At 61.3% G+C, this 26,174-nt stretch carries 23 protein-coding genes and 1 pseudogene; 14 read left to right on the top strand and 10 right to left on the bottom strand.

The features are described from left to right. Positions 1–3 precede the first annotated feature (3 nt). The 4 genes from urtD to urtA are packed head-to-tail and all read right to left on the bottom strand — an operon-like array spanning position 4 to position 4,135. Positions 4–840 carry an urea ABC transporter ATP-binding protein UrtD gene (gene urtD, locus ATN37_RS31520; RefSeq protein ID WP_003941545.1) on the bottom strand — a complete coding sequence of 279 codons (837 nt, stop codon included), beginning with the start codon at positions 838–840 and terminating at the stop codon, positions 4–6. After that, a complete protein-coding gene (gene urtC / locus ATN37_RS31515) occupies positions 837–1,943 on the bottom strand; it encodes an urea ABC transporter permease subunit UrtC (protein WP_007735392.1) in 1,107 nt (368 codons plus the stop codon). Before urtC ends, urtD begins: the two co-directional genes overlap by 4 nt. After that, on the bottom strand, positions 1,940–2,824 hold the full coding sequence (gene urtB, locus ATN37_RS31510) for an urea ABC transporter permease subunit UrtB (protein ID WP_003941514.1): 885 nt from the start codon (positions 2,822–2,824) through the stop codon (positions 1,940–1,942). Before urtB ends, urtC begins: the two co-directional genes overlap by 4 nt. Positions 2,825–2,878: 54 nt before the next feature. Then, on the bottom strand, positions 2,879–4,135 hold the full coding sequence (gene urtA, locus ATN37_RS31505; RefSeq protein WP_007735391.1) for an urea ABC transporter substrate-binding protein: 1,257 nt from the start codon (positions 4,133–4,135) through the stop codon (positions 2,879–2,881). A gap of 267 nt (positions 4,136–4,402) precedes the next feature. Here urtA and ATN37_RS31500 point away from each other — a divergent pair, with 267 nt between their 5' ends. The 9 genes and pseudogenes from ATN37_RS31500 to ATN37_RS31460 all read left to right on the top strand — a co-directional run bounded on the left by ATN37_RS31500 (position 4,403) and on the right by ATN37_RS31460 (position 13,741). Further along, on the top strand, positions 4,403–5,143 hold the full coding sequence (locus ATN37_RS31500) for a TetR/AcrR family transcriptional regulator (protein WP_003941474.1): 741 nt from the start codon (positions 4,403–4,405) through the stop codon (positions 5,141–5,143). A 126-nt stretch (positions 5,144–5,269) separates the two neighbouring features. After that, complete coding sequence (locus ATN37_RS31495) at positions 5,270–6,454, top strand: ABC transporter substrate-binding protein (RefSeq protein WP_064074216.1); 1,185 nt, start codon at positions 5,270–5,272, stop codon at positions 6,452–6,454. Positions 6,455–6,469: 15 nt separating this feature from the next. Further along, a complete protein-coding gene (locus ATN37_RS31490; protein ID WP_020906730.1) occupies positions 6,470–7,345 on the top strand; it encodes a branched-chain amino acid ABC transporter permease in 876 nt (291 codons plus the stop codon). Beyond that, the gene (locus tag ATN37_RS31485) at positions 7,345–8,373 is read left to right on the top strand and encodes a branched-chain amino acid ABC transporter permease (RefSeq protein ID WP_064074215.1); all 1,029 of its coding nucleotides are present in this window, start codon (positions 7,345–7,347) and stop codon (positions 8,371–8,373) included. Before ATN37_RS31490 ends, ATN37_RS31485 begins: the two co-directional genes overlap by 1 nt. After that, positions 8,370–9,143 (top strand): ABC transporter ATP-binding protein, encoded by a 774-nt coding sequence (locus ATN37_RS31480; protein WP_007735383.1) that lies wholly within the window; start codon positions 8,370–8,372, stop codon positions 9,141–9,143. Before ATN37_RS31485 ends, ATN37_RS31480 begins: the two co-directional genes overlap by 4 nt. Before the next feature lies 1 nt (position 9,144). Next, a complete protein-coding gene (locus tag ATN37_RS31475) occupies positions 9,145–9,849 on the top strand; it encodes an ABC transporter ATP-binding protein (protein ID WP_007735382.1) in 705 nt (234 codons plus the stop codon). A 9-nt stretch (positions 9,850–9,858) separates the two neighbouring features. Further along, positions 9,859–11,499, top strand: coding sequence for a class I adenylate-forming enzyme family protein (locus ATN37_RS31470; RefSeq protein WP_003941478.1), 1,641 nt, complete (start codon positions 9,859–9,861; stop codon positions 11,497–11,499). A 68-nt stretch (positions 11,500–11,567) separates the two neighbouring features. After that, positions 11,568–12,587 carry an alpha/beta hydrolase gene (locus ATN37_RS31465; RefSeq protein ID WP_064074214.1) on the top strand — a complete coding sequence of 340 codons (1,020 nt, stop codon included), beginning with the start codon at positions 11,568–11,570 and terminating at the stop codon, positions 12,585–12,587. A 131-nt stretch (positions 12,588–12,718) separates the two neighbouring features. Next, positions 12,719–13,741 (top strand): annotated as a pseudogene (locus ATN37_RS31460) (alpha/beta hydrolase). Positions 13,742–13,746: 5 nt separating this feature from the next. On the opposite strand, the gene ramB reads toward ATN37_RS31460, so the two are convergent. The 4 genes from ramB to ATN37_RS31440 all read right to left on the bottom strand — a co-directional run bounded on the left by ramB (position 13,747) and on the right by ATN37_RS31440 (position 17,625). After that, the gene (gene ramB, locus ATN37_RS31455; RefSeq protein WP_019744436.1) at positions 13,747–15,159 is read right to left on the bottom strand and encodes an acetate metabolism transcriptional regulator RamB; all 1,413 of its coding nucleotides are present in this window, start codon (positions 15,157–15,159) and stop codon (positions 13,747–13,749) included. Positions 15,160–15,280: 121 nt separating this feature from the next. Continuing rightward, positions 15,281–16,540 (bottom strand): formamidase, encoded by a 1,260-nt coding sequence (gene fmdA / locus ATN37_RS31450; RefSeq protein WP_042923284.1) that lies wholly within the window; start codon positions 16,538–16,540, stop codon positions 15,281–15,283. Positions 16,541–16,634: 94 nt separating this feature from the next. After that, complete coding sequence (locus ATN37_RS31445; RefSeq protein WP_082893160.1) at positions 16,635–16,922, bottom strand: FmdB family zinc ribbon protein; 288 nt, start codon at positions 16,920–16,922, stop codon at positions 16,635–16,637. 79 nt (positions 16,923–17,001) lie between these two features. After that, entirely contained in the window at positions 17,002–17,625 is a 624-nt protein-coding gene (locus tag ATN37_RS31440) for a serine/threonine protein kinase (RefSeq protein ID WP_256933584.1), read from the bottom strand. A gap of 504 nt (positions 17,626–18,129) precedes the next feature. Here ATN37_RS31440 and aceA point away from each other — a divergent pair. The 4 genes from aceA (at position 18,130) to ATN37_RS31420 (ending at position 24,011) form a co-directional block, all read left to right on the top strand. Continuing rightward, positions 18,130–19,419, top strand: coding sequence for an isocitrate lyase (aceA, locus tag ATN37_RS31435; protein WP_003941533.1), 1,290 nt, complete (start codon positions 18,130–18,132; stop codon positions 19,417–19,419). Between the two features lie 184 nt (positions 19,420–19,603). Further along, positions 19,604–20,500, top strand: coding sequence for a 3-hydroxybutyryl-CoA dehydrogenase (locus ATN37_RS31430; RefSeq protein WP_003941541.1), 897 nt, complete (start codon positions 19,604–19,606; stop codon positions 20,498–20,500). A 91-nt stretch (positions 20,501–20,591) separates the two neighbouring features. Then, positions 20,592–22,898: a 5-methyltetrahydropteroyltriglutamate--homocysteine S-methyltransferase gene (gene metE / locus ATN37_RS31425; protein ID WP_058038167.1), complete on the top strand. Its 2,307-nt coding sequence runs from the start codon at positions 20,592–20,594 to the stop codon at positions 22,896–22,898. Positions 22,899–22,970: 72 nt separating this feature from the next. After that, positions 22,971–24,011, top strand: coding sequence for an NAD(P)-dependent alcohol dehydrogenase (locus tag ATN37_RS31420; RefSeq protein WP_165639695.1), 1,041 nt, complete (start codon positions 22,971–22,973; stop codon positions 24,009–24,011). A 37-nt stretch (positions 24,012–24,048) separates the two neighbouring features. Here the strand turns inward: ATN37_RS31420 and ATN37_RS31415 are convergent, their stop codons facing one another. Further along, positions 24,049–24,843: an RNA polymerase sigma factor SigF gene (locus ATN37_RS31415; RefSeq protein ID WP_003941515.1), complete on the bottom strand. Its 795-nt coding sequence runs from the start codon at positions 24,841–24,843 to the stop codon at positions 24,049–24,051. Then, positions 24,840–25,271, bottom strand: a complete 432-nt coding sequence (locus tag ATN37_RS31410) for an ATP-binding protein (protein ID WP_003941553.1) — start codon at positions 25,269–25,271, stop codon at positions 24,840–24,842. The genes ATN37_RS31415 and ATN37_RS31410 overlap by 4 nt, the downstream gene beginning before the upstream one ends. 391 nt (positions 25,272–25,662) lie before the next feature. Between ATN37_RS31410 and ATN37_RS31405 the strand changes: the two genes are divergently transcribed. Further along, the gene (locus tag ATN37_RS31405; RefSeq protein ID WP_007735372.1) at positions 25,663–26,106 is read left to right on the top strand and encodes an STAS domain-containing protein; all 444 of its coding nucleotides are present in this window, start codon (positions 25,663–25,665) and stop codon (positions 26,104–26,106) included. The last annotated feature ends 68 nt before the right edge of the window (positions 26,107–26,174 follow it).

Here is a 26,174-nt window from a genome sequence, read left to right as displayed (position 1 = left end):
GATTCAGTCCTCCGGGGTCGGTTCGGTGTCGGCGCCGAGATCGGTTCCGGCAGCGGCTGTGCCGAGGTAGACCTCTTGCACCTTGGGGTCGGCTTGGACCTCCGCCACAGTTCCTTCGGCAAGCACTTTCCCAGCGGCGAGCACTGTGACGGACGTGGCGAAGGATCGCATGAAGTCCATGTCGTGCTCGACTACGACGACGGTTCGCGCACCGCCGATGCGCCGCAGAAGGTTCCCGGTCTCCTCGCGCTCCTCGAGGCTCATGCCTGCGACGGGCTCGTCGAGCAGGAGCACGGAACAGTTCTGTACCAACAACATTCCGATTTCGAGCCACTGCTTCTGTCCGTGCGCCAGAATGCCTGCGGCGGTGTCCCTGAGGTGCTCCAACCCGGTTGTCTCCAGCGCCTCTTCGATCTCGGGAAGCACACCTTTGCGTTTTCTGAGCAGGTTCCACGGTGATCGGCCGGCTCCGGCCGCGATGTCGAGATTCTGCAGCACCGAGAGCTCTTCGAAGACGCTTGCCGTCTGGAAGGTTCGCCCGACGCCGAGGCGGGCGATCTTGTGAACCTTCTTGCCGAGCAGTTGCTCGCCGGACTTCGTGATGGAACCCGTCGCGGGAACGAGTCCGGTGATGGCGTCGACCAACGTTGTCTTTCCAGCCCCGTTCGGGCCGATGAGAAACCTCAGGTCGCCCTGCATGAGGGTCAAGTCGACGCCGTCGACGGCCTTGAAACCGTCGAAGCTGACCGAAAGATTTCGTACTTCGAGGTACTCGGACGACATTCCGGCGTTGCCACCCAGTGCCGGTGTGGGTTCGCTGGTGGCGGTTGTGTTGGTCATGACGACACCTCCACTGGTTCGGGTTGGGAGACCTTGACCGGCGGGTCGGCCGGGGTCTCACGCTTCTTGCGGTGGCGCATCAGGGCGAACAATCCGGCCACACCTGCCGGGAAGAACCCGACCACGACGATGAACATCAACCCTTGTGCGTAGATCCATCCCGAAGGGAGTTTCTCCGAGAATGTCGACTGCGCCCACGCGACGCCGATCGCACCGAGTACCGGACCGAGAAGCGTTGCGCGGCCGCCGATCGCGACCCCGATGAGGAAAGCGATGGACGGGACGATCCCGACGTCGGCGGGGGAGATGATGCCCACGATCGGAACGAACAGCGCGCCGGCGATACCGGCGAGGAACGCCGCGGTCACGTAGGCGACCAGTTTGATGTTCGCCGGATCGTATCCGAGGAAACGTACTCGCTCCTCTTGATCACGGACGGCGACGAGGAGTTCGCCGTATCGGGAGTTCATCAGCTGGCGAATCAGAGCGACCGATGCGAGAAGAACTCCGGCGGCGATGAAGAACAACATCTGCTTGTTCGCCGGATCGTTGAGATTGAAACCGAAGAACGTGCGAAAGCGGTTGAGGCCGTTGCTGCCACCGATCGACTGCTGGCCGATCAAGAGGATCGCGAAAGCCGCGGCGAGTGCCTGCGAGAGGATCGCGAAGTACGCGCCCTTGACTCTCCGCTTGAACACACCGAGTCCGAGGAGAAAGGCAACAGCGGCCGGCAGGAAAAGGATGGCGAAGATCGCCACGAATGGCGAGGCGAACGGTTGCCAGTATCCCGGCAGTTCGGTCTTGCCGGCGATGGACATGAAGTCCGGGACCGCGTCGCCCTTGAGTTCGGCATCGGCGATCTTGAGGTGCATCGCCATCACGTATGCGCCGATTCCGAAGAAGACGCCCTGGCCGAGCGTGAGCATTCCGCCTCTGCCCCAAGCCAAACCGATACCGACAGCGACTATGGCGAAGCACAGGAATTTTGCCAACAGTGACAGCCTGAAGTCCGAGAGCACAGCCGGAGCGACGGCGAACAGCACGATCGCGGCAAGTGCAAAACCGCCCCACACCCGAATTCGGGAATTGTTCAGGATGCTCATACGAGGCTCCTCGTCTTGACTGCGAACAGGCCCTGCGGCCGAACTTGAAGGAAGACGACGATGATGACGAACACGATCACCTTCGCGATCGACGCTGTCGTCGAGTACTCGATGAACGAGTTCAAGATGCCGAGGGCGAAGGCTGCGATCACGGCTCCCTTCATCTGACCGAGACCGCCGACGACAACAACCAGGAAGGCGTCGATCAGATAGGACTGGCCGATGGTCGGGCTGGTGGAACCGATGAGCGTCAACGCGACACCCGCGACGCCGGCGAGCCCGGAACCGAGGAAGAAGGTCGTGATGTCCGTACGACGAGAGGAGATTCCGCTCGTCTCGGCCAGATCGCGATTTTGGACGACGGCCCGGATGCGTCTACCCATCGACGACTGCTTCAGTGCGACCGAAAGTGCGATCACCGCTGCGATCGCCAACACCAGAATGAAGATGCGGGTTTTCGGCACCACGGCGCCGAAAATATCGACCCCGCCCGAAAGCCAGCTCGGCGCCGAAACATTGACTGCCGGCGCGCCGAAGATGTCGCGCGCCAACTGCTGAAGGATCAATCCGACGCCGAATGTCACCAACAGGGTGTCGAGGGGTCGGTGGTACATCCGCGATACCAGGACCACTTCGAGCACAACACCCATCAGTCCGCCGACGACGAAACCGACGAGCAGAGAAATGATCAACGATCCCGTTGCATTCGAGATCACCTGCTGCACTACGTATGCGGTGTACGAGCCGGCCATGATGAACTCGCCGTGTGCCATGTTGATGACACCCATCTGCCCGAACGTGAGAGACAACCCCAACGCTGCCAACAGGAGAATCGATCCGATACTCAAACCCGTGAACAACTGCCCGATCACAACATCCATGACAGACGCTCCACCTCTCTACTCGTCGATTCCGTCAATTCCGCCTTTTGTCGATCAGCTACCGAGGCCCTCAGCCCAGGGGTAGTTCTTCAGGTACGGATCCGGCTCGATCGGCTGTCCCGAATCCCAGACCGTGTAGATCAGTCCGTCGGAACGGATTTCGCCGATCCGGGCAGTCTTGGTGATGTGGTGGTTGTCGCCGTCGATGGTGACGAGTCCTTCGGGCGCCTGGAAGGTCACACCGTCGGCGTTGTCCTGAATATCCTTGACCGCAAACGAGTTGGCCTTCTCGACGGTGTTCTTCCAGAGGTAGACGGAGGTATATGCCGCTTCCATCGGATCGGACGTGGGCTTGTCCTGCCCGAACTTCGCCTTGTACGCCGCGACGAACTTCTTGTTCTCGGGGGAGTCGATGGTCTGGTAGTAGTTCCACGCCGTCAGCTGGCCTTCGACGTTCTGGACTCCGATACCACCGACCTCTTCCTCCGCAATGGAGACGGAGACGACGGGCATGTCGGCGGGTTTCAGGCCGACATTCGAGTATTCACGGAAGAACGCAACGTTGGAATCGCCGTTGAGTGTGTTGAACACGGCATCGGCGTCGGCTGTGCGGACCTTGTTCACGATGGTGGAGAAGTCGGTCGAACCCAGAGGCGTGTAATCCTCGCCCTTGATCTCGATGCCGTTCGCTGCCGCGTACGCCTTGATGATGCGGTTGGCGGTCTGCGGGAACACGTAGTCGCTGCCGACCAGATACAGCGACTTGACGCCCTTCTCCTTCAGGTAATCCAGCGCCGGGATGATCTGCTGGTTGGTCGTTGCGCCCGTGTAGAAGATGTTCTTCGAATCTTCCAGTCCCTCGTACTGGACCGGGTAGTAGAGCAAAGAGTTGTTGTCCTCGAACACGGGCAGCATGGCCTTGCGGCTCGAGGAGGTCCAGCCACCGAAAACTGCTGCGACGCAATCGCTGCTGATCAGTTTCTCGGCCTTCTCGGCGAACACTGTCGGCTCCGACGCACCGTCCTCTGCCACGATCTGGATCTTCTTACCCAGTACACCGCCGGAATCGTTGATCTCCTGCACCGCCAACGAGATGGAGTCGCGGACCGTCACTTCACTGATGGCCATGGTGCCCGAGAGTGAATTCAGGGAACCGACCTTGATCGTGTCCCCCGAGGTGTCGACGCACGACGTAGCCGTCGAATCTCCCGATGCGGTGTCTGTTGCCTTGCTTCCGCAGCCGGTGAGAACCAAGCCCAGCGCGGCGAGAGCGGCCGGCGCGGCAAGGGTGCGCTTCGAGAAGGTTCGCATGTACGGGCCTTTCGTGTCGATGGCTCTGGCAGACAATGGCTCTGACAGATCTGTATCCGGAGTGCGTATACAACGCTGTATTCGTCGAGTGCACAGAGTAGGTGGAAGTTGTTGCGGTGGAATGACTGTCGGTGACAAGTGTGTGTCCGGTGTTTCGATTGGGTATCCAGGACCTCACACCGCAGGTCAGCGAGGGTGCGGTGTTAGCATCGACGAGAAATTGATCAAGCACTCGCTTGACGATCGGAACGTCGGAAGGATCTTCTCGTGCGCTCGACCCGACGGGACGAAATACTCGCTCATGCGGCCAAGCTGTTCAGTGAGCGGGGAATCGCCGCGACGACGGTGCGCGACATCGCCGACGAAGTCGGGATCCTCTCCGGCAGCCTCTATCACTACTTCGACTCCAAGGATGCGATAGCCAACGAGATCGTCGTCCGGTTCCTCGAAGATCTCAACGTCCGGTACGAGGACTCGATCGAACCGGAAGGTTCGGCTCGAAATCGCCTGGCCACGATGGTGTCGGTCTCCTTTGCCTCGGCGGTGGATCACCCGTATGCCACGGAGGTCTATCAGGGAGAAGCCATACTTTCGTCGCAACCGGCGGACGCGCCCATCACCATCCTGGTTCAGAAGGCACACAGCTACTGGCGATCGGCTATCGCTCGCGGAATTGCCGACGCGGAGTTTCGGGAAGACATCGATCCCGAACAGTTTCACCGTCTCCTGCGTGAATCCGTCTGGTCCACCGTCGCGCAGTATCGCCCACAGCTTTCCGAATTGGCCGAAGATCTGCAGCGCAATCTGATTTCGGTTTTCCTGGACGGCTTTGCCGCACGTTCCGTCGACGGTGAGCCGGTGGCACGCATTGCGCGGCGCACGGCGAAGAAGGAAGCGCAGACCGAATCTCCCGACTCGGACCTTGCCGAACTCCGCTCTGATGTCGACGAATTGAAGTCCGTCATTCGCGAACTCAGCTCGTCGATCCGGCAGCTGCAGAAGCCGTAACACCGCAGTTCCTGCGCGTGTAGTTCGGATTTTGACTATCAGTGTGACCCAGTGCATACTTCTGTCCACACTCGTAAATCAAGCGCTTGTTTGATTTACCAAGCACAGTTTGGACGGGAGTTCGATGTGAGACTCGGAAAGGCGATCGCCGTCTGCGCGGCAGTGGTCCTCGGGGCGAGCGCGTGCGCATCTGCCGGTGTCATTCCCGAAGACACCATCGTCATCGGTTTGGACGAGGACTCCACCGGGCCCGGTGCGTCGTACAGCACGATCGCCGGCAAGACGGTGCGGATGACCGTCGACCTGATCAACCAGGCGGGCGGAATCAACGGTAAGCAAGTCGAATTGGTTGTCGAGAACGACGAGAGCAGTCCCACCAAAACCCCGTCGATCATTCGGAAGTTGGTCGATCACGGGTCCAGTGCGGTCATCCTCGCCACGGGCAGCGGGTCGGTGCTGCAGGCCAAGTCGATTCTCCAGCAGTCGAAGATTCCTGCGATAGCTCCGGTCGTTCTCAGCGACGCCTTTGCCTCGGCGCCCGACAACGACTTCTCGTTCATGATTCCGAACTCGTTGAAGCAGTACGCCCAGGTGTACTGCGGGGCTTTCGAGAAGATGGGGTACAAGTCCCTGGGAATTCTCGGTGACGCGAGTGCGTCCATCGACGGAATCATCAAGACCCTGCGGCCGGCGCTCGAGAAGTGCGCGAGAGTGACGGGCGTCGAAAAGGCGCCGGTCGATGCCGCGGACATCACCGCACAGGTCTCACGTCTCGCGGAAACCGAACCGGACGCGATTCTGGTCGCCAGTATCGGCGGGCACTTCGAAATCCTCGCGCACAACACCTTGTCGAAGGTCACCCCGCAGACGCAACGCTTCTCACTCGCTTCCATCGGAAACCAGCCCGCATCTTGGGCTTTGGCGGACCCGAAGGCGTTGAGCGGCATGGTGTACATGGGCTCGCTCAGTGAGAACAACCCGAGAACCGCCGAACTGCGTCGCAAGGTGCAGGCGGTGAAGGGGCCTGATTATCAACTGACCGCCTACGACGCACAGGCGTACGACGCCGTCATGATGTTGGCCGAGGCAATCGAAATTGCCGGCGACCACCGAGATCGGACGGCCGTTCGTGATGCTCTTCAACAGGTTTCGGCACTTCCCGCCAGCTTCGGCCAGGACGGATTGACACTGTCGTTCTCCTCGCAGGATCACCTGGCTCCGGACAGCCTCTGCGGCCTGGTACTCGTCGAATTCGGTGAGGACAACAAGCCTGCCCGTCCGTGGGATTCCTACCAGCCCCCGTGCGGATAACCGAGGAGCATTGACATGACAGACGCACAACTGTGGCTCGCAGCCATCGAGATCGGTGCCTTCTTCTCGCTGATAGCCCTCGGAATGTATCTCGTGGTGGTCGGCGCCGATTTCTTCAACTTTGCGATGGGCCCGTACGCGATGGCTGCGGCCATGGCGTCGAGTTGGGTCGCGATCAATTACGGGCTCGCTCTCTGGATTGCCATGCCGCTGGGGATCGCGGTAGCGGTGGCGCTGTCGATCCTGACGGAAAAGCTTGTGGTCAAACAGGTTCAGAAGCGTTCGGGTCGTGGGGAACTACCGGCGTTGGTGGCGGTGACCGCAGTACTGTTCGGGATCCAGCAGCTCGCCGGCACGGTCTTCGGCCGAACACCACTTCCCGGACAGAAGATCTTCGACTTCGATCCGATATCGGTGCTCGGTGCCACCGTCGACAGTTCGACCGTTGTACTCGTCGTCGGAACTGCCGTGATCTTCGTCGGTATCGGACTGTGGCTGAACCGGTCCACCTCGGGCCGTCTGCTACGCGCCGTCGGCGACAGTCCGGATGCCGCCCGCGTCCTGGGCTTGCCGGTGGATCGGGTACGCCTCATCGCGTTCACCCTCGCGGGTGTGATCGCCGCCGTCGCCGGACTTCTGTTCGCTCCCAAGGCCGGTGTTCAGTTCACGAGCGGTCTGTCATGGACGCTGACGGCATTCATCGCACTCGTCATCGGTGGTACCGGCCGAAGTTGGGCTCCGCTGATCGGCGGAATGGTGTTGGGCGTCGTCCAGGTATTCGCCCCGTACTACTTCGGTGCGAGTGCTGCGCAAACCGCGATTCTGTTGATTGCCCTGGTGTTCTTCGCTTTCCGTCCGGAAGGCTTGCTCTCGAGGAAGGTTCGCGTCTGATGGCCTCGCTTTCTACCAGTCCGCTGACGTCAAATCCGCCCACTACATCCGGCCGTTCCCGGACGAGGATGCTCGCCCTGTCACGAGAAGCGCTGATCACCGTGGTCGTGGTTGCTGCCGTGCTGCTGTGGATGGGGCCGAGTCTGTACCGGCAGGATCTGGTGTTCCTCGCTGCGACGTATTCGCTGATCGCACTCGGCATGTACGTGCCATTCGTGCTCGCGGGATCACTGTCGATGGCGTACAGCGCGTATGCGGCGATCGGCGCGTATGCCGTTGCGCTGATCTCGGTTCGGACCGGGTTGTCGATGTGGTGGGGATGGATTCTCGGCGCCCTCGCCGCTGCAGCGGTTGCAGTACTCCTCAGCTTGGCAACACAGAAACTCTCCGGCTTCTACCTTGCCGCGGTGACCTTGTTGTTCGGTATCGCTTTCGAGCACTGGTTGATCGACGGGCCGAGTTTCACCGGCGGGTCGGCCGGGATCTCGGGTGTCGAGACTGTGACGATGTTCGGCTGGGAGCCACCGCGCTATTTGTTGGTCGTGTTCGCGATCTTGTTCGTGTGTCTGATCGCGGTCGCTGTGGATCGACTCCGGAAATCGGTGTGGGGGCTGATGTTGCAAGCTGCCCGCGACAATCGTAATGTCGCACGGTCTTCCGGCGTCAATCCTGCGCACCTGACCGTCGTGGCGCTGGCGATCGGTGCTGCGATCGCGTCGACCGGCGGATCGCTGTTCACCGTGTCGGTGCAGGCTGTCACTCCTGAAACCTTCACTCTCAGTATTGTTTTCCTCGCAATCTTCATGCCGATCATCGGCGGTCGCGGTTCGGCGTGGGGTGCTCCGCTCGGTGCATTGATCGTGGTGATCGTGACGCTGAATATGCCCGGGTACCAGGGAAGTGGCGAACTCCTGCTTGCCGGAGCCGTCCTGGTGATCCTCATCGTCGCGCCTGGTGGGGTGATCGGGTGGAGTCAGAACGTTCTGGGTCGAATGAACCGTCTGTACAAGGAGCGTGGCAATCGATGACTCGGCTACTCGAAGTGAGCGGGCTCCACAAGTCCTACGGAGGCGTCCGCGCTGTCGACGATGTCTCGTTCAGCGTCGGACCGGGAGAGGTGATCGGACTGGTCGGCCCGAACGGGGCAGGCAAGACCACACTGGTGGACTGCATCTTCGGCACTCAGCAAGCAGACTCCGGAACCGTCGCGCTCGCGGGTGCTCCCTTGACCGGGCCGTCGGAGCGCCGTGCACGGCAAGGGCTCTCGCGCACGTTTCAACATCCGCAGCTCGCGGCGGAACTCGACGCCGTCGACAACATCATCCCGGGACTGTACGGGCACAAGATCACCTCACCTCTGCACTCGCTGTGGTGGGCGATCAAAGGACCTTTCGAGAACTGGGACCGGACAGCACAGCGGGCCCGGGAGATTGCTGCGCGATACTCGGTCACCGACGTCGAGAGTGCTTGCGGGGATCTCAGTTTGGGGGCGCAGCGTCTGGTCGAGGTGGCGCGGGCGATGGCGACCGAACCCGAAGTCCTCCTGTTGGACGAACCGTTTGCCGGCGCGGATCACGACGGCATCGCTGCCATCTCCGGTGCCGTGCGATCGATTGCCGCGCAGGGCAAAGGAGTAGTCCTGGTTGATCACAACGTCGATCTCATCGCGGCGCTCGCAACCAAGATCGTGCTGCTCAATTTCGGATCAGTGGCGTTCTACGGACCACCGCAGGAGTGCTTGGCCAGCGACGCGATGCGAGAAGTCTATTTCGGTTCCGAATACGAGGAAGGCGCCTGACATGCTCGAACTCGACAGAGTCACAGTTCGATACGGATCCGCTGTCGCCGTCCGGGAAGTCTCCCTTGCCGCTCCCGCCGGTGAAGTGACAGCCATCGTCGGGCCGAACGGTGCGGGCAAGACCAGCTTGGCGGGATCCATCTACGGCTCGGTTCCCGCCACCGGGACAATCAAATTCGATGGTCGAGAGATCCAGAAATTATCGGCACTGGATCGTGTCCGCAGCGGATTTGCCTACGTTCCCCAAGGCAGGCAACTGTTCATGCGAATGTCCGTTCGCGAGAACCTACGCGTCGGCGCAGACCTGCTGGGATTGAAAGCCGAAGCCGTGGAAACAGCTTTCGAGAGGTTCCCGATCCTGCGTGAACGCTCGGAGAGTTATGCCGGGGTCCTCAGCGGTGGTGAGCAGCAGATGTTGGTTCTGGGGCGGGCCCTTCTGGAAACCCCGAAGGTGTTGCTCCTCGACGAGATGATGACAGGACTGGCACCGAAAATCGTCGCGGAGCTGCGAGCATTGGTCGGGGGTCTGGCCGCCGAGGGTGTGACCGTCATCGTGACGGAACCGGCACTTACTGCACTGAAATCGGTTGTCGACCGCGGATATGTCATGCAGCGCGGCGAACTCGTCCGCGAATGCGATTCCGCAGCGACACTGGACAACGCGTACAAACAATCGATGGGCGTACTCAGCGCCGACGGGAGATGATCGACGATCATGCTGGAAACGAAGACACTCGACTTCACCGTCGGTGAATTCGCCACGAATCCGGACCGGTTCGCCGGCGTCAGCATCAGCGAAATGGTCAGGCATTGGTCTGAGACCATCCCGGACGAAACCGCCTTTGTCACTCCGGAATCGAGGGTGTCGTGGAAACAGTACGACGCGGCTGCCGATGCGATCGCGTCGGCGCTGGATCTAGCTGGTGAGGGATACGGACATGTAGCCGTGTTGCTCCCCGACACCGCTGTATTCCATGCGGCTCTCTGCGCAGCATTTCGTACCGGCCGCGTCGCCGTCGGAATCGGTTCGCGCTCGGGCATTCGCGAGATCTCTCATCTGATCGCCCGCTCGGAAGCCTCCGTACTCGTCACCACTCGCACGCTGCGCGGCGTCGATACCGCCGAACTCGTGGCGAGTCTGCGGGCAGAGCATCCCGGACTGGACGTCGTCTTCGCCGACGAACGCGCCGACGTGAGTTTCGAACGCGTGAGCGCAAACGGCGAACTCACCTCGTTGCCGGTCGAGCTAAAGCAGTTCCCCGCAACCAGTCCGTGTTTTGTCACGTCAGCCGTTTCGATGCTGAACTCGACCTCCGGCACAACGGGCCTACCCAAACTGGTCACACAAACCGAGGATCGTTGGGTTGGTTTCTCCGAGATTGCCGCCGAGGCGGCGGCGATCGGTTCGGATGAGGTGTTCCTCGGCGCGGTTCCAGCACCTTTCGGATTCGGCCTCTGGACTTCGCATTTCCTGCCGGCACTACTCGGTGCTCGCAATGTCGTCATGGAACGCTTCGACGTTTCGGTGATGATCGAGTTGATCGAGCGCGAACGGGTGACTGCTTTGAATTGTGTGAGTACACAATTCAAGATGCTGTTGCGTTCGGAGGCCGCGGAATCGGCCGATCTCTCGTCACTTCGTTTCATGTTCACCGGTGGTGAAGCCGTGCCCTATTCGGAGGCGCTGGCATTCGAACAACGTACCGGAGCGGCTGTCCTGCAGTTCTACGGATCGAACGAAACCGGCGCCGTCTCGGTGACGACGGTTTCGGACGGTTCCGATACCCGACTGAAGACGTGCGGCCACGTCATCGATCGCATGCAAGTTCGTGTATTCGACGATGCGGCAAAGGAAATGACCGGCTCCGTCCGCCGCGGTCAGCCTGGGGTGAACGGACCGCTGATGTGTCAGGGCTATTGGGGGGACACCGATGCGAACGACGAGTTGTACACCGACGACGGTTGGATGCTTCTCGGCGACATCGTCGAGATCGACGAGACAGGACGGGTGCGTGTGGTCGGGCGCAAAGCCGACATCATCATTCGTGGCGGCAAGAACATCTCCGCGGTCGAAGTCGAGGAGTACGTGCGCGCGCACCCTTCGGTGGAGTTGGTCGCCGTGGTCGGGGTCGACGATCCGCTGTTTGGTGAGAAGGTCTGTGCGGTCGTCGTGTCCGCCGATGACGATCTGAGTTCGGAGGATCTGACCGCCTGGCTGCAGAGCCGAGGAGTGACCCGCGAGTACATACCCGAGTACGTGATGACGGTCGCCGAATTGCCGATGGCGGCAGGCGGCAAAGTAGCCAAGGGTGAAGTCAAGGCACTCGCGCAGAGGCGGATCGCTGAACTCGGCTGATCGCACTTGGCGGTACCGGCTTCGCGTTACGCTGATCCGGACATTGTGCCGAGAGTGAAGGAAACCCGATGACGAACCCTTCACCGCATCGGTGGCGCAGGCGCTTGCTGTGGGCTCTGGCAATTGTGTTCGTTCTGGTCGGAGCCGTGGTTCTGGCCTTCGTTCTGAGCCCGAGACCTGGCGCACTCACCGTGCGATGGGTCTTCGATCGTGATGCGGTGAAAGTCACCGAGGCGCTCGAGAAGCACGCGCCCGAAGGCGTCGACTCGATCAAGGACCAGCAGTACCGCGCCGATGACGACGACGCATACCTGGATGTCTACTTTCCCGCAGCGACGACGACCGCATTGCCTACGGTGATCTGGACTCATGGCGGTGCCTGGATCTCGGGAAGCAAGTCCAACTACGCGCCGTACTACGAGTTGCTGGCCTCTCGTGGCTACACCGTTGTGTCCCTGGACTACTCACTCGGACCTGAGCACCACTATCCGACGGCAGTGCGGCAGCTCAACGACGCTCACGCGTACGTCGTCGCGAATGCGGAACGGCTGCATGTTGATCCGACGACGGTCGTTCTGGCCGGTGATTCTGCGGGAGCGCAACTCTCGAGTCAGCTCGCCACTCTCATCACTGATCCCGCCTATGCGAACCGTGTGGGCGTGGTCCCGTCGCTGCGGCCGGATCAGTTACGTGGAGTAATACTGAACTGTGGAATCTACGACGTCGGGAACATGGTCGGCGGACCCGGCATCATCGGTTGGGGAGTTGATCGGTCCCTCTGGGCGTATACCGGCGTGCGTGACTTCATGAGTACCGACGCAGCGGATCAGATGTCGACCTTGAACTACGTCACCGATCGATTTCCGCCTGCCTACATCAGCGGCGGCAACGCCGATCCGTTGACGGATTCTCAGTCGAAACCGATGGCTGACAAATTGACCGGGTTGGGAGTTGCGGTCGACACACTGTTCTATCCGGCCGATCACGTTCCGGCGCTCGGTCACGAGTATCAGTTCGATCTGGACAATGCCGACGGTCTCACTGCGCTCGATCGCACGGTTCAGTTTCTTGAGGCTCATACCGGCTAAATGTCGGATTGTGGTGAACCACTGCGAAAATGGTCATTTTGGACAAAGCTCCGCGGGTGCGTTGCCAGGGAATTCTCAACTAGTCCTTTTGGTCTAGCCTGGGTGAATCCGATCCGACCCCAGGAGTTGTTGTGCGCGCGCCTTCCCCCGACAGACGGCGAAGGCGCATTGTCGGAACCGCGGCGGTATTCGTCGTCATTCTGCTGTCCGGGGTAACCGCGGCACTCGTCAGTCCGTGGCCAGGAGTTCTCCTCGTACGGTGGATGTCGGCGGGTGGCTCCGAATCGACTCACGCATAACTCGACAGGCATGCACCGTCAGGAATCGTCTCGATTCTCGATCAGTCGTACCGCGACGGCGACGACGATGCACAACTCGACGCGTACTACCCGTCGGAGTCCACTTCGGCGCTACCCACGGTGGTCTGGGTGCACGGCGGTGGCTGGATATCAGGATCGAGAACTGATGCCGACGGTTACTACAAACTGTTGGCAAATCAAGGCTTCACTGTGATTTCGGTGGACTACTCACTGGGACCAGATGCGTATTACCCCACCGCAGTGAATCAGCTGAACGACGCGTATCGATTTATCGTGAGCAATGCGGACAGGTTGCATGTCGATTCGACCAATCTCTTTCTTGCGGGAGATTCGGCAGGCGCGCAGTTGTCCAGTCAGTTGGCGACCGTCATGACCAGCCCTGACTACGCGTCGGAAATGGGTGTGGAGCCGGCATTACGTCCCGAGCAGATACGCGGAGTTGTCCTCGACTGTGGGGTCTTCGATCTGAAACCCCTGCTGTCGCAGGGGAAGTACTTCGGTTGGGGCGTCGACAAGCAGTCGCTGTGGGGGTATCTCGGAACGAGGGACTTCGACGGGTCGACTGCAGTGGGTCAGATGTCGACACTGGGCCATGTGACCTCGGACTTTCCAGCGACGTTCATCACCGGCGGAAACATCGACCCACTGACCGCCAGCCAGTCGAAACCCTTGGCAGAACGGCTCGCCGATCTGGGCGTCGAAGTAGACGCACTGTTCTACCCCGAAGATCACGAGCCTGCGCTGGACCACGAATATCAGTTCGACCTCGATACCGTGGACGGGATGGTCGCGTTCGATCGCACAGTCGCGTTCCTGCGCAACTACGTGCGTTAGCGCGGTCAGCGAATCACGTAAGGCGAAATCGAACTTCGGTGCTCGCTGATGTCGAGGTCTTTACCCAAGGGCGGGAAGGCACGTTGCGGACAGTTGAGGCGTTCGCAGACGCGGCAGCCCGAGCCGATCGGCGTTCCCGGATTCGACTCGTCCAGATCCAGACCGTCGCTGTAGACGAGTCGGTGGGCGTGTCGAATCTCGCATCCCAATCCGATGGCGAAGATCTTTGCGGGCTGTCCGTATCGAGCCGCTCGACGTTCGACCGTGCGAGCAACCCAGAGGTATCGGCGGCCGTCGGGCATCTGTGCGATCTGGGGCATGATCTTGCCCGGATACGAGAACGTCTCGTAGACGTTCCACAGCGGGCACGTACCGCCGCTGGTGGAGAAGTGGAATCCGGTGGCGGACTGACGCTTCGACATGTTTCCGGCACGGTCGACACGCACGAACATGAACGGAACCCCGCGAAGTTTGGGGCGCTGCAGAGTCGAGAGGCGGTGGCAGATCGTCTCGTAGCTCGCGGAATAGAAGGCGGACATGCGCTCGATGTCGTACCGGAAGTCCTCGGCGACGTCGTGGAACTGGCTGTATGGGAGCACGGTGGCCGCCGCGAAGTAGTTGGCCAATCCAAGTCGCGCCAAAGAGACCGAAGCTTCGCTGGTGAAGTTGCCTTCGGCCACCAACGAGTCGAGCAGATCGCCGTGCTCGAGGTACGCGAGTTCTGTCGCGAACTTGAAGACCTGTTGCCCGCCGGAGAGCCGTGCGGAGATTTCCAGGACCCTGGTATCCGGGTCGTAACGATGAAGTATGTTCTCGCCCAGGTCGACTCGTCGAACGATCTGCACGCCGTGGACGGTTTCGAGGCGTCTGGCGATCTCGCCGGCGACGTCGCCGCGATGAAAGCGCATCCGGGCAGTGAGTTCTTCGGCCGCGGTGTCGAGATCGTGAATGTAGTTCTGCCGCTGATAGAAGTAGTCGCGCACTTCCTCGTGCGGCATGGTGATCGAACCGCTGCCGCTGCCGTCCGAGAAACGGTCTTCCGTGGCTGCGGCGAGCTGCGCCGTCGTGTTGCGGAAGCGGCGATGCATGTTGACCATCGCCTTGGCCAGGCCCGGGTGCGTGGAGACCATCTCCGCGATTTCGTGGGCGTCGGCGTCGATGCCCATCTCCTGATCGAGGGCAACTTCACGCATTTCCGCGATCAGGCGCGTGTCGTCCTGCGGGGAGAAGAAGGTGGTGTCGACGCCGAAGACTTCACTGATTCGCAGGAGGACCGGCACGGTGAGTGGCCGGACGTCGTGCTCGATCTGATTGAGATAGCTTGCCGAGATCTCCAGCGTCTTGGCCAGCGAAGCCTGACTCAACCCGCGCTCGGTCCGCAGTTGGCGGAGCCGGACACCGACAAAGGTTTTCGACATTTTCCCAGGATACGAGTGACAGTCCGGCTTCGCAAAGGTGGGTTCGCAGAATTCGCACCGGTACCCCCTGTGAGTGGTTAAGGAGTCCTCACACTCCTCAACCACTCACGGGGCCGGAGGCCTAGACCCTGTTCTCCGAACGCGGAGCTCCGATTCCGGGATCGATCTGGAACGGCCCGCTCGACGAGGGTGCAAGGGGGAAGTCGAAGATCGCAGTCGGGAGATAGACCGTCGAACACGAGTTGGGGATATCCACGACACCCGACAGGCGACCCTCGATCGGCGCCGCACCGAGTAGCAGGTACGCCTGCTCTGGCGCGTACCCGAACTTGGTCAGATACTCGATCGCATGCAAGCACGCACGCTGGTAGGACAGATGTGAATCCAGGTACTTCTGTTCGCCGTCCAACGTGACGGAAGTGCCCGAGAACGCAAGCCACTCGGAATACTGCGGATCCGTGTTGCCCGGCATGAAGATGGCGTTCTCGGAAACACCGTAGGTATCCATTCCGCCCTTGATGATGTCCACACGAAGATCGATGAAGCCGCCCATCTCGATGGCACCGCAGAAAGTGATCTCACCGTCGCCCTGGGAGAAGTGGAGATCGCCGACCGACAGATTCGCACCGTCCACGAACACCGGATAGAAGATTCGGCTGCCCTTGGTGAGGTTCTTGATGTCCTGGTTTCCGCCGTTCTCACGCGGGGGAGCGGTGCGAGCCGCCTCGCCGGCCACGCGTGTGTACTCGTCACCGGTCAAGGTTCCCAGTACTGCATCGCGGGGCTCGGGCGGAAGCGCAAGCGGGGGAACCCGATTGGGATCGGTGGCAATGAGGGCACCCTCGCGGGCATTCCACTTGGCGAGCAGGGCTGCCGACGGAGCCGTGCCCATGAGTCCCGGGTGGACGATGCCCGTGAACGAGACGTGCGGAATGTGACGCGACGTCGCCGTTTGGCCGGAGAAATCCCAGACGGCTTTGTACGCGTCGGGGAACTGTTCGGTGAGGAAGCCACCGCCGTTGTTCCGAGGGAAGATGCCGGTGTACCCCCAGCCTTGGCCGGCCAACGGACCCGAATCTTCTTGGGGGATAGGCCCGATATCCAAGATGTCGACGATCAAGAGGTCGCCGGGCTTCGCGCCTTCGACGGCAAAGGGGCCGGACAGCGTGTGGACCGTGGTCAGTGGCGCATTGAGAATGTCGTCGGCCGAGTCGTCGTTGTGTATTGCGCCGTCGAACCATTCGCGGCAATGGACACGAAACGCATCACCGGGTTTCACCGTCACCGCCGCTGGGATGTCCGGGTGCCACCGATTGTGGCCGACGATTGCCTGGTCGGTGAATTTCTTGGCGGAATCGAGTGGAAACAGCAGTTCAGGCATATGCACTCCTCATTCTCGAAGAAACGGAAAACTCGTGGCGGCAGGACTTTCGTGTCGGATCGGGACTCACGGCGAGGACGCGCGGTGAAGACGCTCAGGGGCGAGGTAGCTTGCGGTGCAACGGATTGGATGTCGTCGGCGGAGATTGCCGGCCGCGGCCGGGTAGCGACCCACTGACCACGGCAGGCTCGTGAGCCGATCGAGCAGTGCTGTCCAGTAGACCCATCGCGGCCGACGACGCGTGACTCAACCGGGGAGACGAGACCACCCGCTTGGACTCGAGACTGCACTGGGGGCAAGTAATCGACTGGGGCACTTCGGCCATCGCGAACGACCGCTCGAGCGGGCCGCAGCCGGTACAGCGAAACTCGTACAGAGGCATGCGGTCACGCTATCGGAGGATCCGTAAGTGCGACACTGGAACGACACGCACCGGGTTGCCGATGCCGCAATTGCGCCCGTCAGCGCAAGTACACAACTGCGTTGTCTCCGCCGGTACAGGTGACGATGCCGGAGGTCACCTTGCATGCCATCGTGTACTCCTTGCCGGTCACCGGACTACGTGCGGACACGGTGCTGGATGCACCGGTTGCACCGGAGTTCCCGTAGGCGATCCGAACCGCCTCGGCAAACTCACATGAAGTTTTGCCCCCACTTGTCGCGGACTCCTTGTAACTTCCGGCCGGCTGCCCGCCGGGGCAGGCGGACGCACCGGCCGGGAAGTTCGCGGCGCGTGTGGTCGTCGGGGATGTCGTGCTGGGAGCGGTTGTCGTGGTGTCGGGTGTGTTCGCGGCGCTGATGGTGGTGTGGGCGGCGCCACCGGCGGCCGAGTTGGGGACGTCCTTCGGCCAGAGGACCCAGGCAAGCCCGCCGAAGAGAGCCAACACAGTGATGACTCCGATTACGGATACCGGAATCACCCAGCCGGGCCGACGCGGCGGCGGATTTCCACGTGGCGGTGCAGGCGGGAATCCCTGGGGCGGGGGATACGACTGCGGCGCGGCTCGGTAGCCCAACTGCGGCGGCTGTGGACCGGATTGCGACCATGCCTGGTTGTTCGGTGGCCGCTGATAGTTGTCCGGCACCGCTTTATCGCCCGGTCGGGGGCGTCGAACGACAAGTCATGGTTCGACAGCATATGGCCGGCGAATGGGTTGTCTGTGGCTTTCTGACGGGTAGATCCCTGGAATCGCCCGAGCGAAGGCTGTTGCCGAGGAGTGATTGCGGTCACTCGCGGGTAGTGAAGTTGGCTCCGAAGTAGCGGACAGGCCTGTTCCGAGTGGCGTGCGAACTGCCGGAATTCGCAAGCGGCAGAGTTGAGTGCATTTCGTTCACAGCCTGCGGTTTCTTTCCTACTCGCCAGTACGGAACCTGTCCGATTGGGTAGTACCAGCCGCGTAGGAATCTTCACAGACTTAGCAAAGTGTGTTGAAAAGGTAGCGAAGATTGGCATTAGCAACAGGTAGACGGCACTTTTTCGATGTGCCATTCTCGGTAAGTACACAAGAAGGGCCTGGCAAGTATGTGAAGTAGTACGCACGTACTGCTCACAACAGGCCGGACCAGCAGATCAAAGAGATGGAGTCTTGATGTCGACCACCGGCACCCCGAAGACCGCAGCTGAGCTCCAGCAGGATTGGGACACCAACCCTCGCTGGAAGGGCGTTACTCGTAACTACACGGCCGATCAGGTCGTCAAGCTCCAGGGCACCGTCGTCGAGGAGCAGACCCTCGCTCGTCGCGGATCCGAGATCCTGTGGGATCTCGTGAACAACGAGGACTACATCAACTCCCTCGGTGCACTTACCGGCAACATGGCTGTGCAGCAGGTTCGCGCCGGCCTGAAGGCCATCTACCTCTCCGGTTGGCAGGTTGCCGGCGATGCGAACCTCTCGGGCCACACGTACCCGGACCAGAGCCTCTACCCGGCCAACTCGGTTCCGACCGTCGTCCGTCGCATCAACAACGCACTGCTGCGCGCCGACGAGATCGCCAAGACCGAGGGTGACACCTCCGTCAGCAACTGGCTCGCTCCGATCGTTGCCGACGCCGAAGCCGGCTTCGGTGGCGCTCTCAACGCTTACGAGCTGCAGAAGGCCATGATCGGCGCCGGCGCTGCCGGTGTCCACTGGGAGGATCAGCTCGCTTCGGAGAAGAAGTGCGGCCACCTCGGCGGCAAGGTGCTCATCCCCACGCAGCAGCACATCCGCACCCTGACCTCGGCTCGCCTGGCTTCCGACGTCGCGGACGTTCCGTCCGTCATCATCGCCCGCACCGACGCTGAGGCCGCAACCCTCATCACCTCCGACGTAGACGAGCGTGACCGCCCGTTCCTCGACGGAACCCGCACGGCTGAAGGCTTCTACGGCGTCAAGAACGGCATCGAGCCCTGCATCGCTCGCGCCAAGGCTTACGCACCGTACGCAGACCTCATCTGGATGGAGACCGGCGTGCCGGATCTCGAGGTTGCAAAGAAGTTCGCCGAGTCCGTTCGCAGCGAATTCCCGGACCAGCTCCTGGCCTACAACTGCTCCCCTTCCTTCAACTGGAAGGCGCACCTGGACGACGCGACCATCGCGAAGTTCCAGAAGGAGCTCGGCGCAATGGGCTTCAAGTTCCAGTTCATCACGCTGGCCGGCTTCCACTCGCTCAACTACGGCATGTTCGACCTTGCCTACGGCTACGCCCGCGAAGGCATGACGGCATTCGTCGACCTGCAGGAGCGCGAGTTCAAGGCTGCCGAAGAGCGTGGCTTCACCGCCATCAAGCACCAGCGTGAGGTTGGCGCCGGCTACTTCGACACCATCGCCACCACCGTTGACCCCAACACCTCGACGGCAGCTCTCAAGGGCTCCACCGAAGAGGGACAGTTCCACTAAGAACTGACTTCGGGTGGGGGAGAGGCTCGGCTTCGGGTCTCTCCCCTGCTTGTATCACCGCACTACTTTCTCTCGTCTTCAAGGCAGTTCCGATTGCGTCGGCCACCAGCGTCGACGCAGTTCGAAGTGCTTGTTTTGCAACACCTTCACCAGACAAACTCCACGAGACAAACAAGGAGCTGACGTGACCAGCGAAAAAATTCAGCGCGTCGGCGTTATCGGCGCCGGAATCATGGGTGCCGGAATCGCCGAGGTGTGCGCCCGCGCACATGTCGATGTTCTGGTCTTCGAGCAGACTCGCGAGCTTGCAGCAGCCGGGCGTTCACGCATCCTGCGTTCGCTCGACCGCGGCGTGAGCAGCGGAAAGATCACAGAACGTGAGCGTGAGCAGGCCGCATGGCGTCTGCGTTTCACCTCCGATCTGGGAGATTTCGCGGACCGCCAGCTCGTCGTGGAGGCCGTCGTCGAAGACGAGAAGATCAAGAGCGAAATCTTCGCCGAGCTCGACGCGGTCGTGACGGACCCGGATGCGGTTCTCGCGTCCAACACGTCGTCGATCCCGATCATGAAGCTCGGCATCTCGACCAAGCGTCCCGAGCGAGTCATCGGCATGCACTTCTTCAACCCGGTTCCGGTTCTGCCGCTCGTCGAATTGGTGACGACGCTCAAGACCAGTGCCTCCGTCTCGCAGCGCGCCGAGGCTTTTGCCAGCGACATCCTCGGCAAGCAGGTCGTCCGCAGTGCCGACCGCTCCGGCTTCGTCGTCAACGCACTCCTGGTGCCGTACCTGCTCTCGGCGATCCGCATGGTCGAGTCGGGCTTCGCGACCAAGGAAGACATCGACAAGGCAACGGTTCTCGGCCTCGCGCACCCCATGGGTCCGCTGGCTCTGACGGACCTGGTCGGACTCGACACCGTCAAGTCCATCGCCGACTCCATGTACGAAGAGTTCAAGGAGCCGCTGTACTCCGCTCCGCCGCTGCTCCTGCGTATGGTCGAAGCCGGATTGACCGGCAAGAAGTCCGGCGCGGGCTTCTACGAATACGCCGACAACGGTCGCTCCACCAAGCAGGCAAGCTAAGGCCCAAAGCCCCTGTGCGCCTTTCTGGTAGTTCCGGCTACCACAAAGGCGCACAGGGCGCTCGCGCCCCTCGGTTAGAAAGGTCGACCGCATGTCCAGCAGCACTGCAGCATTCGGCTCCAGCGTCCTGGGGTATCCGCGCATCGGGCCGCGCCGTGAGCTCAAGCGCGCCCTCGAGTCCTACTGGCACGGCACTTCGGACAAGGACGCACTTCTCGCGGTCGCCAAGGAACTCCAGGAATCGACCTGGAGCGAATTGGCTGCGACGGGATTGAGCCAGGTTCCCGGCAACACCTTCTCCTTCTACGATCACGTGCTCGACAATGCGCTGCTCTTCGGCGCAGTGCCGGAGCGGTTCAAGCCGCTCGAGGGCGCCCTCGAGCCGCTCGATTTCTACTTCACGATGGCCCGCGGCCGCCCGGACTTCCCGCCTCTCGAGCTGGTGCGCTTCTTCGGTACGAACTACTACTACCGTCAGCCCGAGATCGACGCGAACACTGTGTTCGCGCTCAACTCGGATGCACTTCTCGACGAATTCGAACGTGCGAAGGCGCGCGGCATCGAATTGCGCCCCGTCATCATGGGGCCCGTCTCGCTGCTTCTGCTTTCGAAGGTCGGACCTGCCACCGAGAAGTCCGATCCGAACTTCACCCCGCTCGACCTGTTGGACGCGCTCCTGCCCGAGTACGAGAAGCTCTTCGAGCAGCTCGCCAAGGCCGGTGCGACCTGTGTTCAGTTGGACGAGCCTTCGGTCACCGAGGACCGCACCCCCGAGGAGCTAGCCGCTCTGGGACGTGCGTACGAGAAGCTTTCGACGGCCCCGCTGCGCCCGCGCCTGTTGGTGACGGGTCCGTACGGCAAGTTCGGCGAAGCCCTCAACATCTTGGCGCCCACCAAGATCGAAGCCTTCGGTCTGGACCTGGTGCACGGCAAGATCACGGCCGAGGAACTGGCCGCGGTGCCGAACATCAAGCGCAAGCGCATCTACGCGGGCGTCGTCGACGGTCGCAACGTCTGGCGCGTCGACCGGTTCAACACCTTGACGTACCTGAACGAACTCAAAGATGTTGTGCCTGACCTCGTCGTCTCCACGTCGTCGTCGCTGCTGCACGTGCCGTACGACGTGCTCTCCGAGTACGACATTCCGGGAGACGTCGCAGACCGTCTGGCTTTTGCGAAGCAGAAGGTCGGCGAAGTCGTCTCACTGGCGAAGGCGCTCACCGAAGGTCCTTCGGACAAGTGGCGTAAGCGTCCGACGAAGGTGCACTTCAAGCTCAAGCACGCTGTCCGTGCTCGGGTGAACGCGATCAAGCCCGAAGATCGTGTGCGTGCACCGTACGAGGAGCGTCGTAAAGCTCAGCAGGAACGGTTGAATCTGCCGTTGGTGCCGGCCCAGACACTGGGTTCGTTCCCGCAGACCGACGCGATTCGCCAGGCTCGTTACGAACTCGGCCAGGGGCGTTTGGAGTGGGACGACTACTACAAGCGCATCCAGGAAGAGATCGAGCGCACAATCCGTCTGCAAGAGGACATCGGTCTCGATGTTTTCGTGCACGGCGAGCACGAGCGCAACGACATGGTCCAGTACTTCGCCGAACTGCTCGAGGGCTATGCCTTCACGCACAACGGTTGGGTTCAGGCCTACGGATCTCGGTGCACGCGTCCGCCGATTCTCTACGGCGACATCGCACGTCCGAAGCCGATGACGGTCGAGTGGATTGCGTACGCGCAGTCGCTGACCGACAAGCCGGTCAAGGGCATGCTGACGGGTCCGGTCACCATGATCGCCCGTTCGTTCGTTCGCCAGGATCAGCCGCTCTACGAAACGGCAGAGCAACTGGCACTTGTCATTCGAGACGAAATCGCGGATCTCGAAGCTGCCGGAATCGCCATCATCCAGGTGGACGAACCGGCAATTCGTGAACTGCTGCCACTGCGTGAGGACGGCCGGGAGGCCTACCTGGAGTGGGCCGTCGACGCGTTCCGTCTGGCAACAGGTGGAGCGAAGCCGGAAACACAGATCCACACACATCTGACGTACTCCGCTCGGTCGTCGGTGGTCGACGCCATCGAACGGTTGGACGCCGATGTGACGGCTATCGTCGCGACCCGCTCCATCACGTGGGTTCTCGAAGCACTCAAGGAAGGCGCGCTCACGCACGGCGTCGGCCCCGGTGTCTACGAATCTCGCTCAGCTCGGATTCCCGACATCGACGAACTCGACGAATTGCTCACCGAGGCAAGCGAATCGATCTCTCTCGATCGCTTGTGGGCAAATCCGGACGGCGGCCTCAAGACCCGCCATCCGTGGCAACTCGAGCCTTCGCTGCGCAATATGGTTGCGGCCGCGAGGCGCCTGCGTCGTCGGGCCGAGCAAGCCGAGCGCGACGCCGGGTAAGTCACGTAAAGAACAAGTCATGGAGGGGCCTGCGAGTTGCAGGTCCCTCCATGCACGGGTAGGCATGTGTGCATGGTTACTGCTGCTGCTTATGCCGCGACGTCCGCTGACGGTCCCCTCGAGAAGACCACTGTCGAACGCCGCGAGCTCGGTCCACTGGACATTCTCATCGACATCAAATTTGCCGGCATCTGCCATTCCGACATCCACACCGCTCGCAACGAGTGGGGCGGAGCGAAGTACCCGATCGTCCCCGGACACGAAATCGCCGGCGTCGTCGCCGCCGTGGGGTCCGATGTCACCAGGCACAAGGTCGGCGACCGAGTGGGCGTCGGCTGCTTCGTCGACTCGTGCGGGGAGTGCGACGCCTGCACCGCCGGTGAAGAGCAGTACTGCCGCAAGGGTGTGACGGGTACGTACAACGCCACCGGCCGCGACGGCGAGCGCACTCAGGGTGGCTACTCGACGCACATCGTCGTCACCGAGCACTTCGTGCTCTCGATCCCGGAGGGCATCGAACTCGACGTTGCAGCGCCGCTCCTGTGCGCGGGCATCACCTTGTACTCACCGCTGCGGCACTGGAACGCCGGCCCCGGCAAGAAGGTCGCCATCATCGGTTTCGGCGGCCTCGGGCACGTCGGCGTGAAGATCGCCAAGGCGCTCGGAGCGGAAGTCACCGTCCTGAGCCAGACGCTCGGCAAGAAAGACGACGGGCTTCGCCTCGGCGCCGATCACTACTACGCGACCAACGACCGTGAGACGTTCAAGGCTCTTCGCGGCGAGTTCGACCTGATCCTCAACACGGTCTCGGTCAACCTCGACATCGACGCCTACATGTCCTTGCTTGCCATCAACGGCACTCTCGTCGAACTCGGCCTGCCCGAGAAGCCGATCGAAGTTCGAGCATTCTCGCTCGCCGCAAACCGTCGTAGCCTCGCCGGTTCCATGGTCGGAGGTATCCCGCAGACACAGGAGATGCTCGACTTCTGCGCCGAGCACGGCATCGGCGCAGAAATCGAACTGATTCCGGCGAGCGACATCAACGACGCTTACGAGCGCGTGATCAAGAGCGACGTCCGATACCGATTCGTGATCGACACCGCAACGATCTGACCCGCCCGGTCCTGCTCAGTCGAATTGTTCGCGGAGCTCAGTCGAGTTGCTCGCGAAGATTACTCAATGTCTTCGCGAGCAACCTCGACACGTGCATCTGGGACACACCGACTTTCTCGGCGATCTGTGTCTGCGTCAGGTTTCCGAAGAATCTGAGCATCAACACCGTCCGCTCTCGCTCGGGAAGCTTGTCGAGAAGCGGACGCAACGCCTCGTGATTCTCGACGTTCTCGAGTGCTGCGTCGTAGTCACCGAGTGTTTCCACGAGCGGGAGATCGTCGGTGTGATTGGACGCGGCACCGTCGACCGAGACCGTCTGATACGCGTTGCCGGCGATCAAGGCCTGGGCAACTTCTTCGCGTTCGATCCCCAACGTCTCGGCCAACTCGTCGACGGTCGGCGCGTGCCCGAGCTGTTGTGACAGCTCGCTGATGGCCTGCCCGAGTTGGAAGTGCAACTCCTTCATCCGGCGGGGAACCCGCAATGCCCAACCGGTGTCGCGGAAGTGTCGTCGAACCTCGCCCATCACGGTGGGAACTGCGAAGGAGACGAAATCGGATCCGCGCGTGGAATCGAAACGGTCGACGGCGTTGACCAGACCGAGACGCGCCACCTGAACCAGATCGTCGTGTGCCTCGCCACGACCGTCGAATCGTCTGGCGATGTGCTCGGCCAACGGTAGGCATCTGGTGATGAGTGCAGTGCGCACTCGTTCGTACTCCGGGCTGTGGGGCTCGAGGGTCCGCAGTTCCTCGAAAACTGGTATTACGTCCCGATATTCGTCGGTGGACCGCCGACGCGGGCGTGACGGGCCGTCTGCGGAAGCGGTCACAGGCGCCCGCTGAGGGCCTTGGTGAACTTCATGGTGGTGATGTAGCCGACGCCGCCGAGGTTCTCTTCCTGGTCGAGCGAAATCGAATCGGTGAGTTCGGTGAGGATGTGCCACCCGAACGAACGCTGACTGCTGTCCTCGTACTCCGTGGTCGTCGTGGACACGGACACGTGCAATTGCGGCGGCGTGAAGACGAACCGACACACCAGAACCGAATCAGGCGCAGCGCGAACGATCAGATGCGTACAGATTTCGTCCATGGCCAGTTTGATGTCGGCGATGGCGTCGAGGTCGAAGTTTTCCTGAATGGCAACGGTGGCGGCCAGTGCACGCAAAATCGACAGCTGATCGAGAGTCGCTTGAATCCTCAACTCCACAACTGGCTGAGTCTGATCCTGATCGGGCTCGAGTGCGCTGAGGTGTGCCATAAGTTCTCCGGATCGTCGTACCAGGGGTCGCGGTGAAGTCTGGTGCCGAGAACGATACCCATCCCGACCTTCACAGTGACCCCCGAACACGAAATTTGGTCGATGGTGGTGCCGGGGTAAACGACACGATTCTGCTCACGACCGTTGGCGATCGCAACATCGGATTACCTCGCGGAACCGCAGACCAAACCACATTTTTGTTCGGAACACCGAAACGAATGGTCGCAACGCACTTGTGACGTCCGTCATGCTGGCGTACTGTTTCAAACCGAGGTTGAGCACACAGCCGATGAGGGATTTATCCGTATTTCTGGAGACCCGTTCATCGTGCGTCTCCTTCGGAGGTCCCTTCTCTTTTGCAGAGTGTAAACCGTTGCGGGATGGGAGAACCATGACTGTTGTTCCAGGATCATCTATTTCAGGCTTTACGAACGCGGCGAAGGGATCGGTAGACTACGGACCTCCCGCGACCGGGACAGCGACCGCATCGTTTCACGCGCACCGCATCAGTGCACACACCGCTGTGATCAAAGTTCGTGGTGAGATCGATCTGATGAGCGCCAATGCTTTTCGTGACTTCTTGACGTACCACGTGGCCGCGGACCGGACGCTGGTCGTCGATCTATCCGAACTCGAATTCATGGGGACGTGCGGCTTGTCCGTGCTGTCGGTCCTGTCGACGCGATCACGCGACGTGGGCGGCACACTCGCGCTCGTCTGCGCCCGCCCGGTGCAAAGGTTGCTCAAAGCAGCTGGTCAGGAGTCGATGTTTGCCTGCTACGAGTCGCTCGATCATGCAATCGGACTCGAAGAGACCCGACGTTTCCCCGCTTGATCACGCAGTTTCAGTCCAAGCTTCGTGAAATCACCTTCGTGAATTCAGTTTCGTAGAGCCCGTCAGCG

It is taken from the genome of Rhodococcus sp. MH15 (assembly GCF_019266045.1).
In the GTDB taxonomy this organism is placed as follows: domain Bacteria; phylum Actinomycetota; class Actinomycetes; order Mycobacteriales; family Mycobacteriaceae; genus Rhodococcus_F; species Rhodococcus_F qingshengii.
Note: the sequence above shows the minus strand (reverse complement) of the source record. Positions and strands in the feature narration are given on the sequence as shown.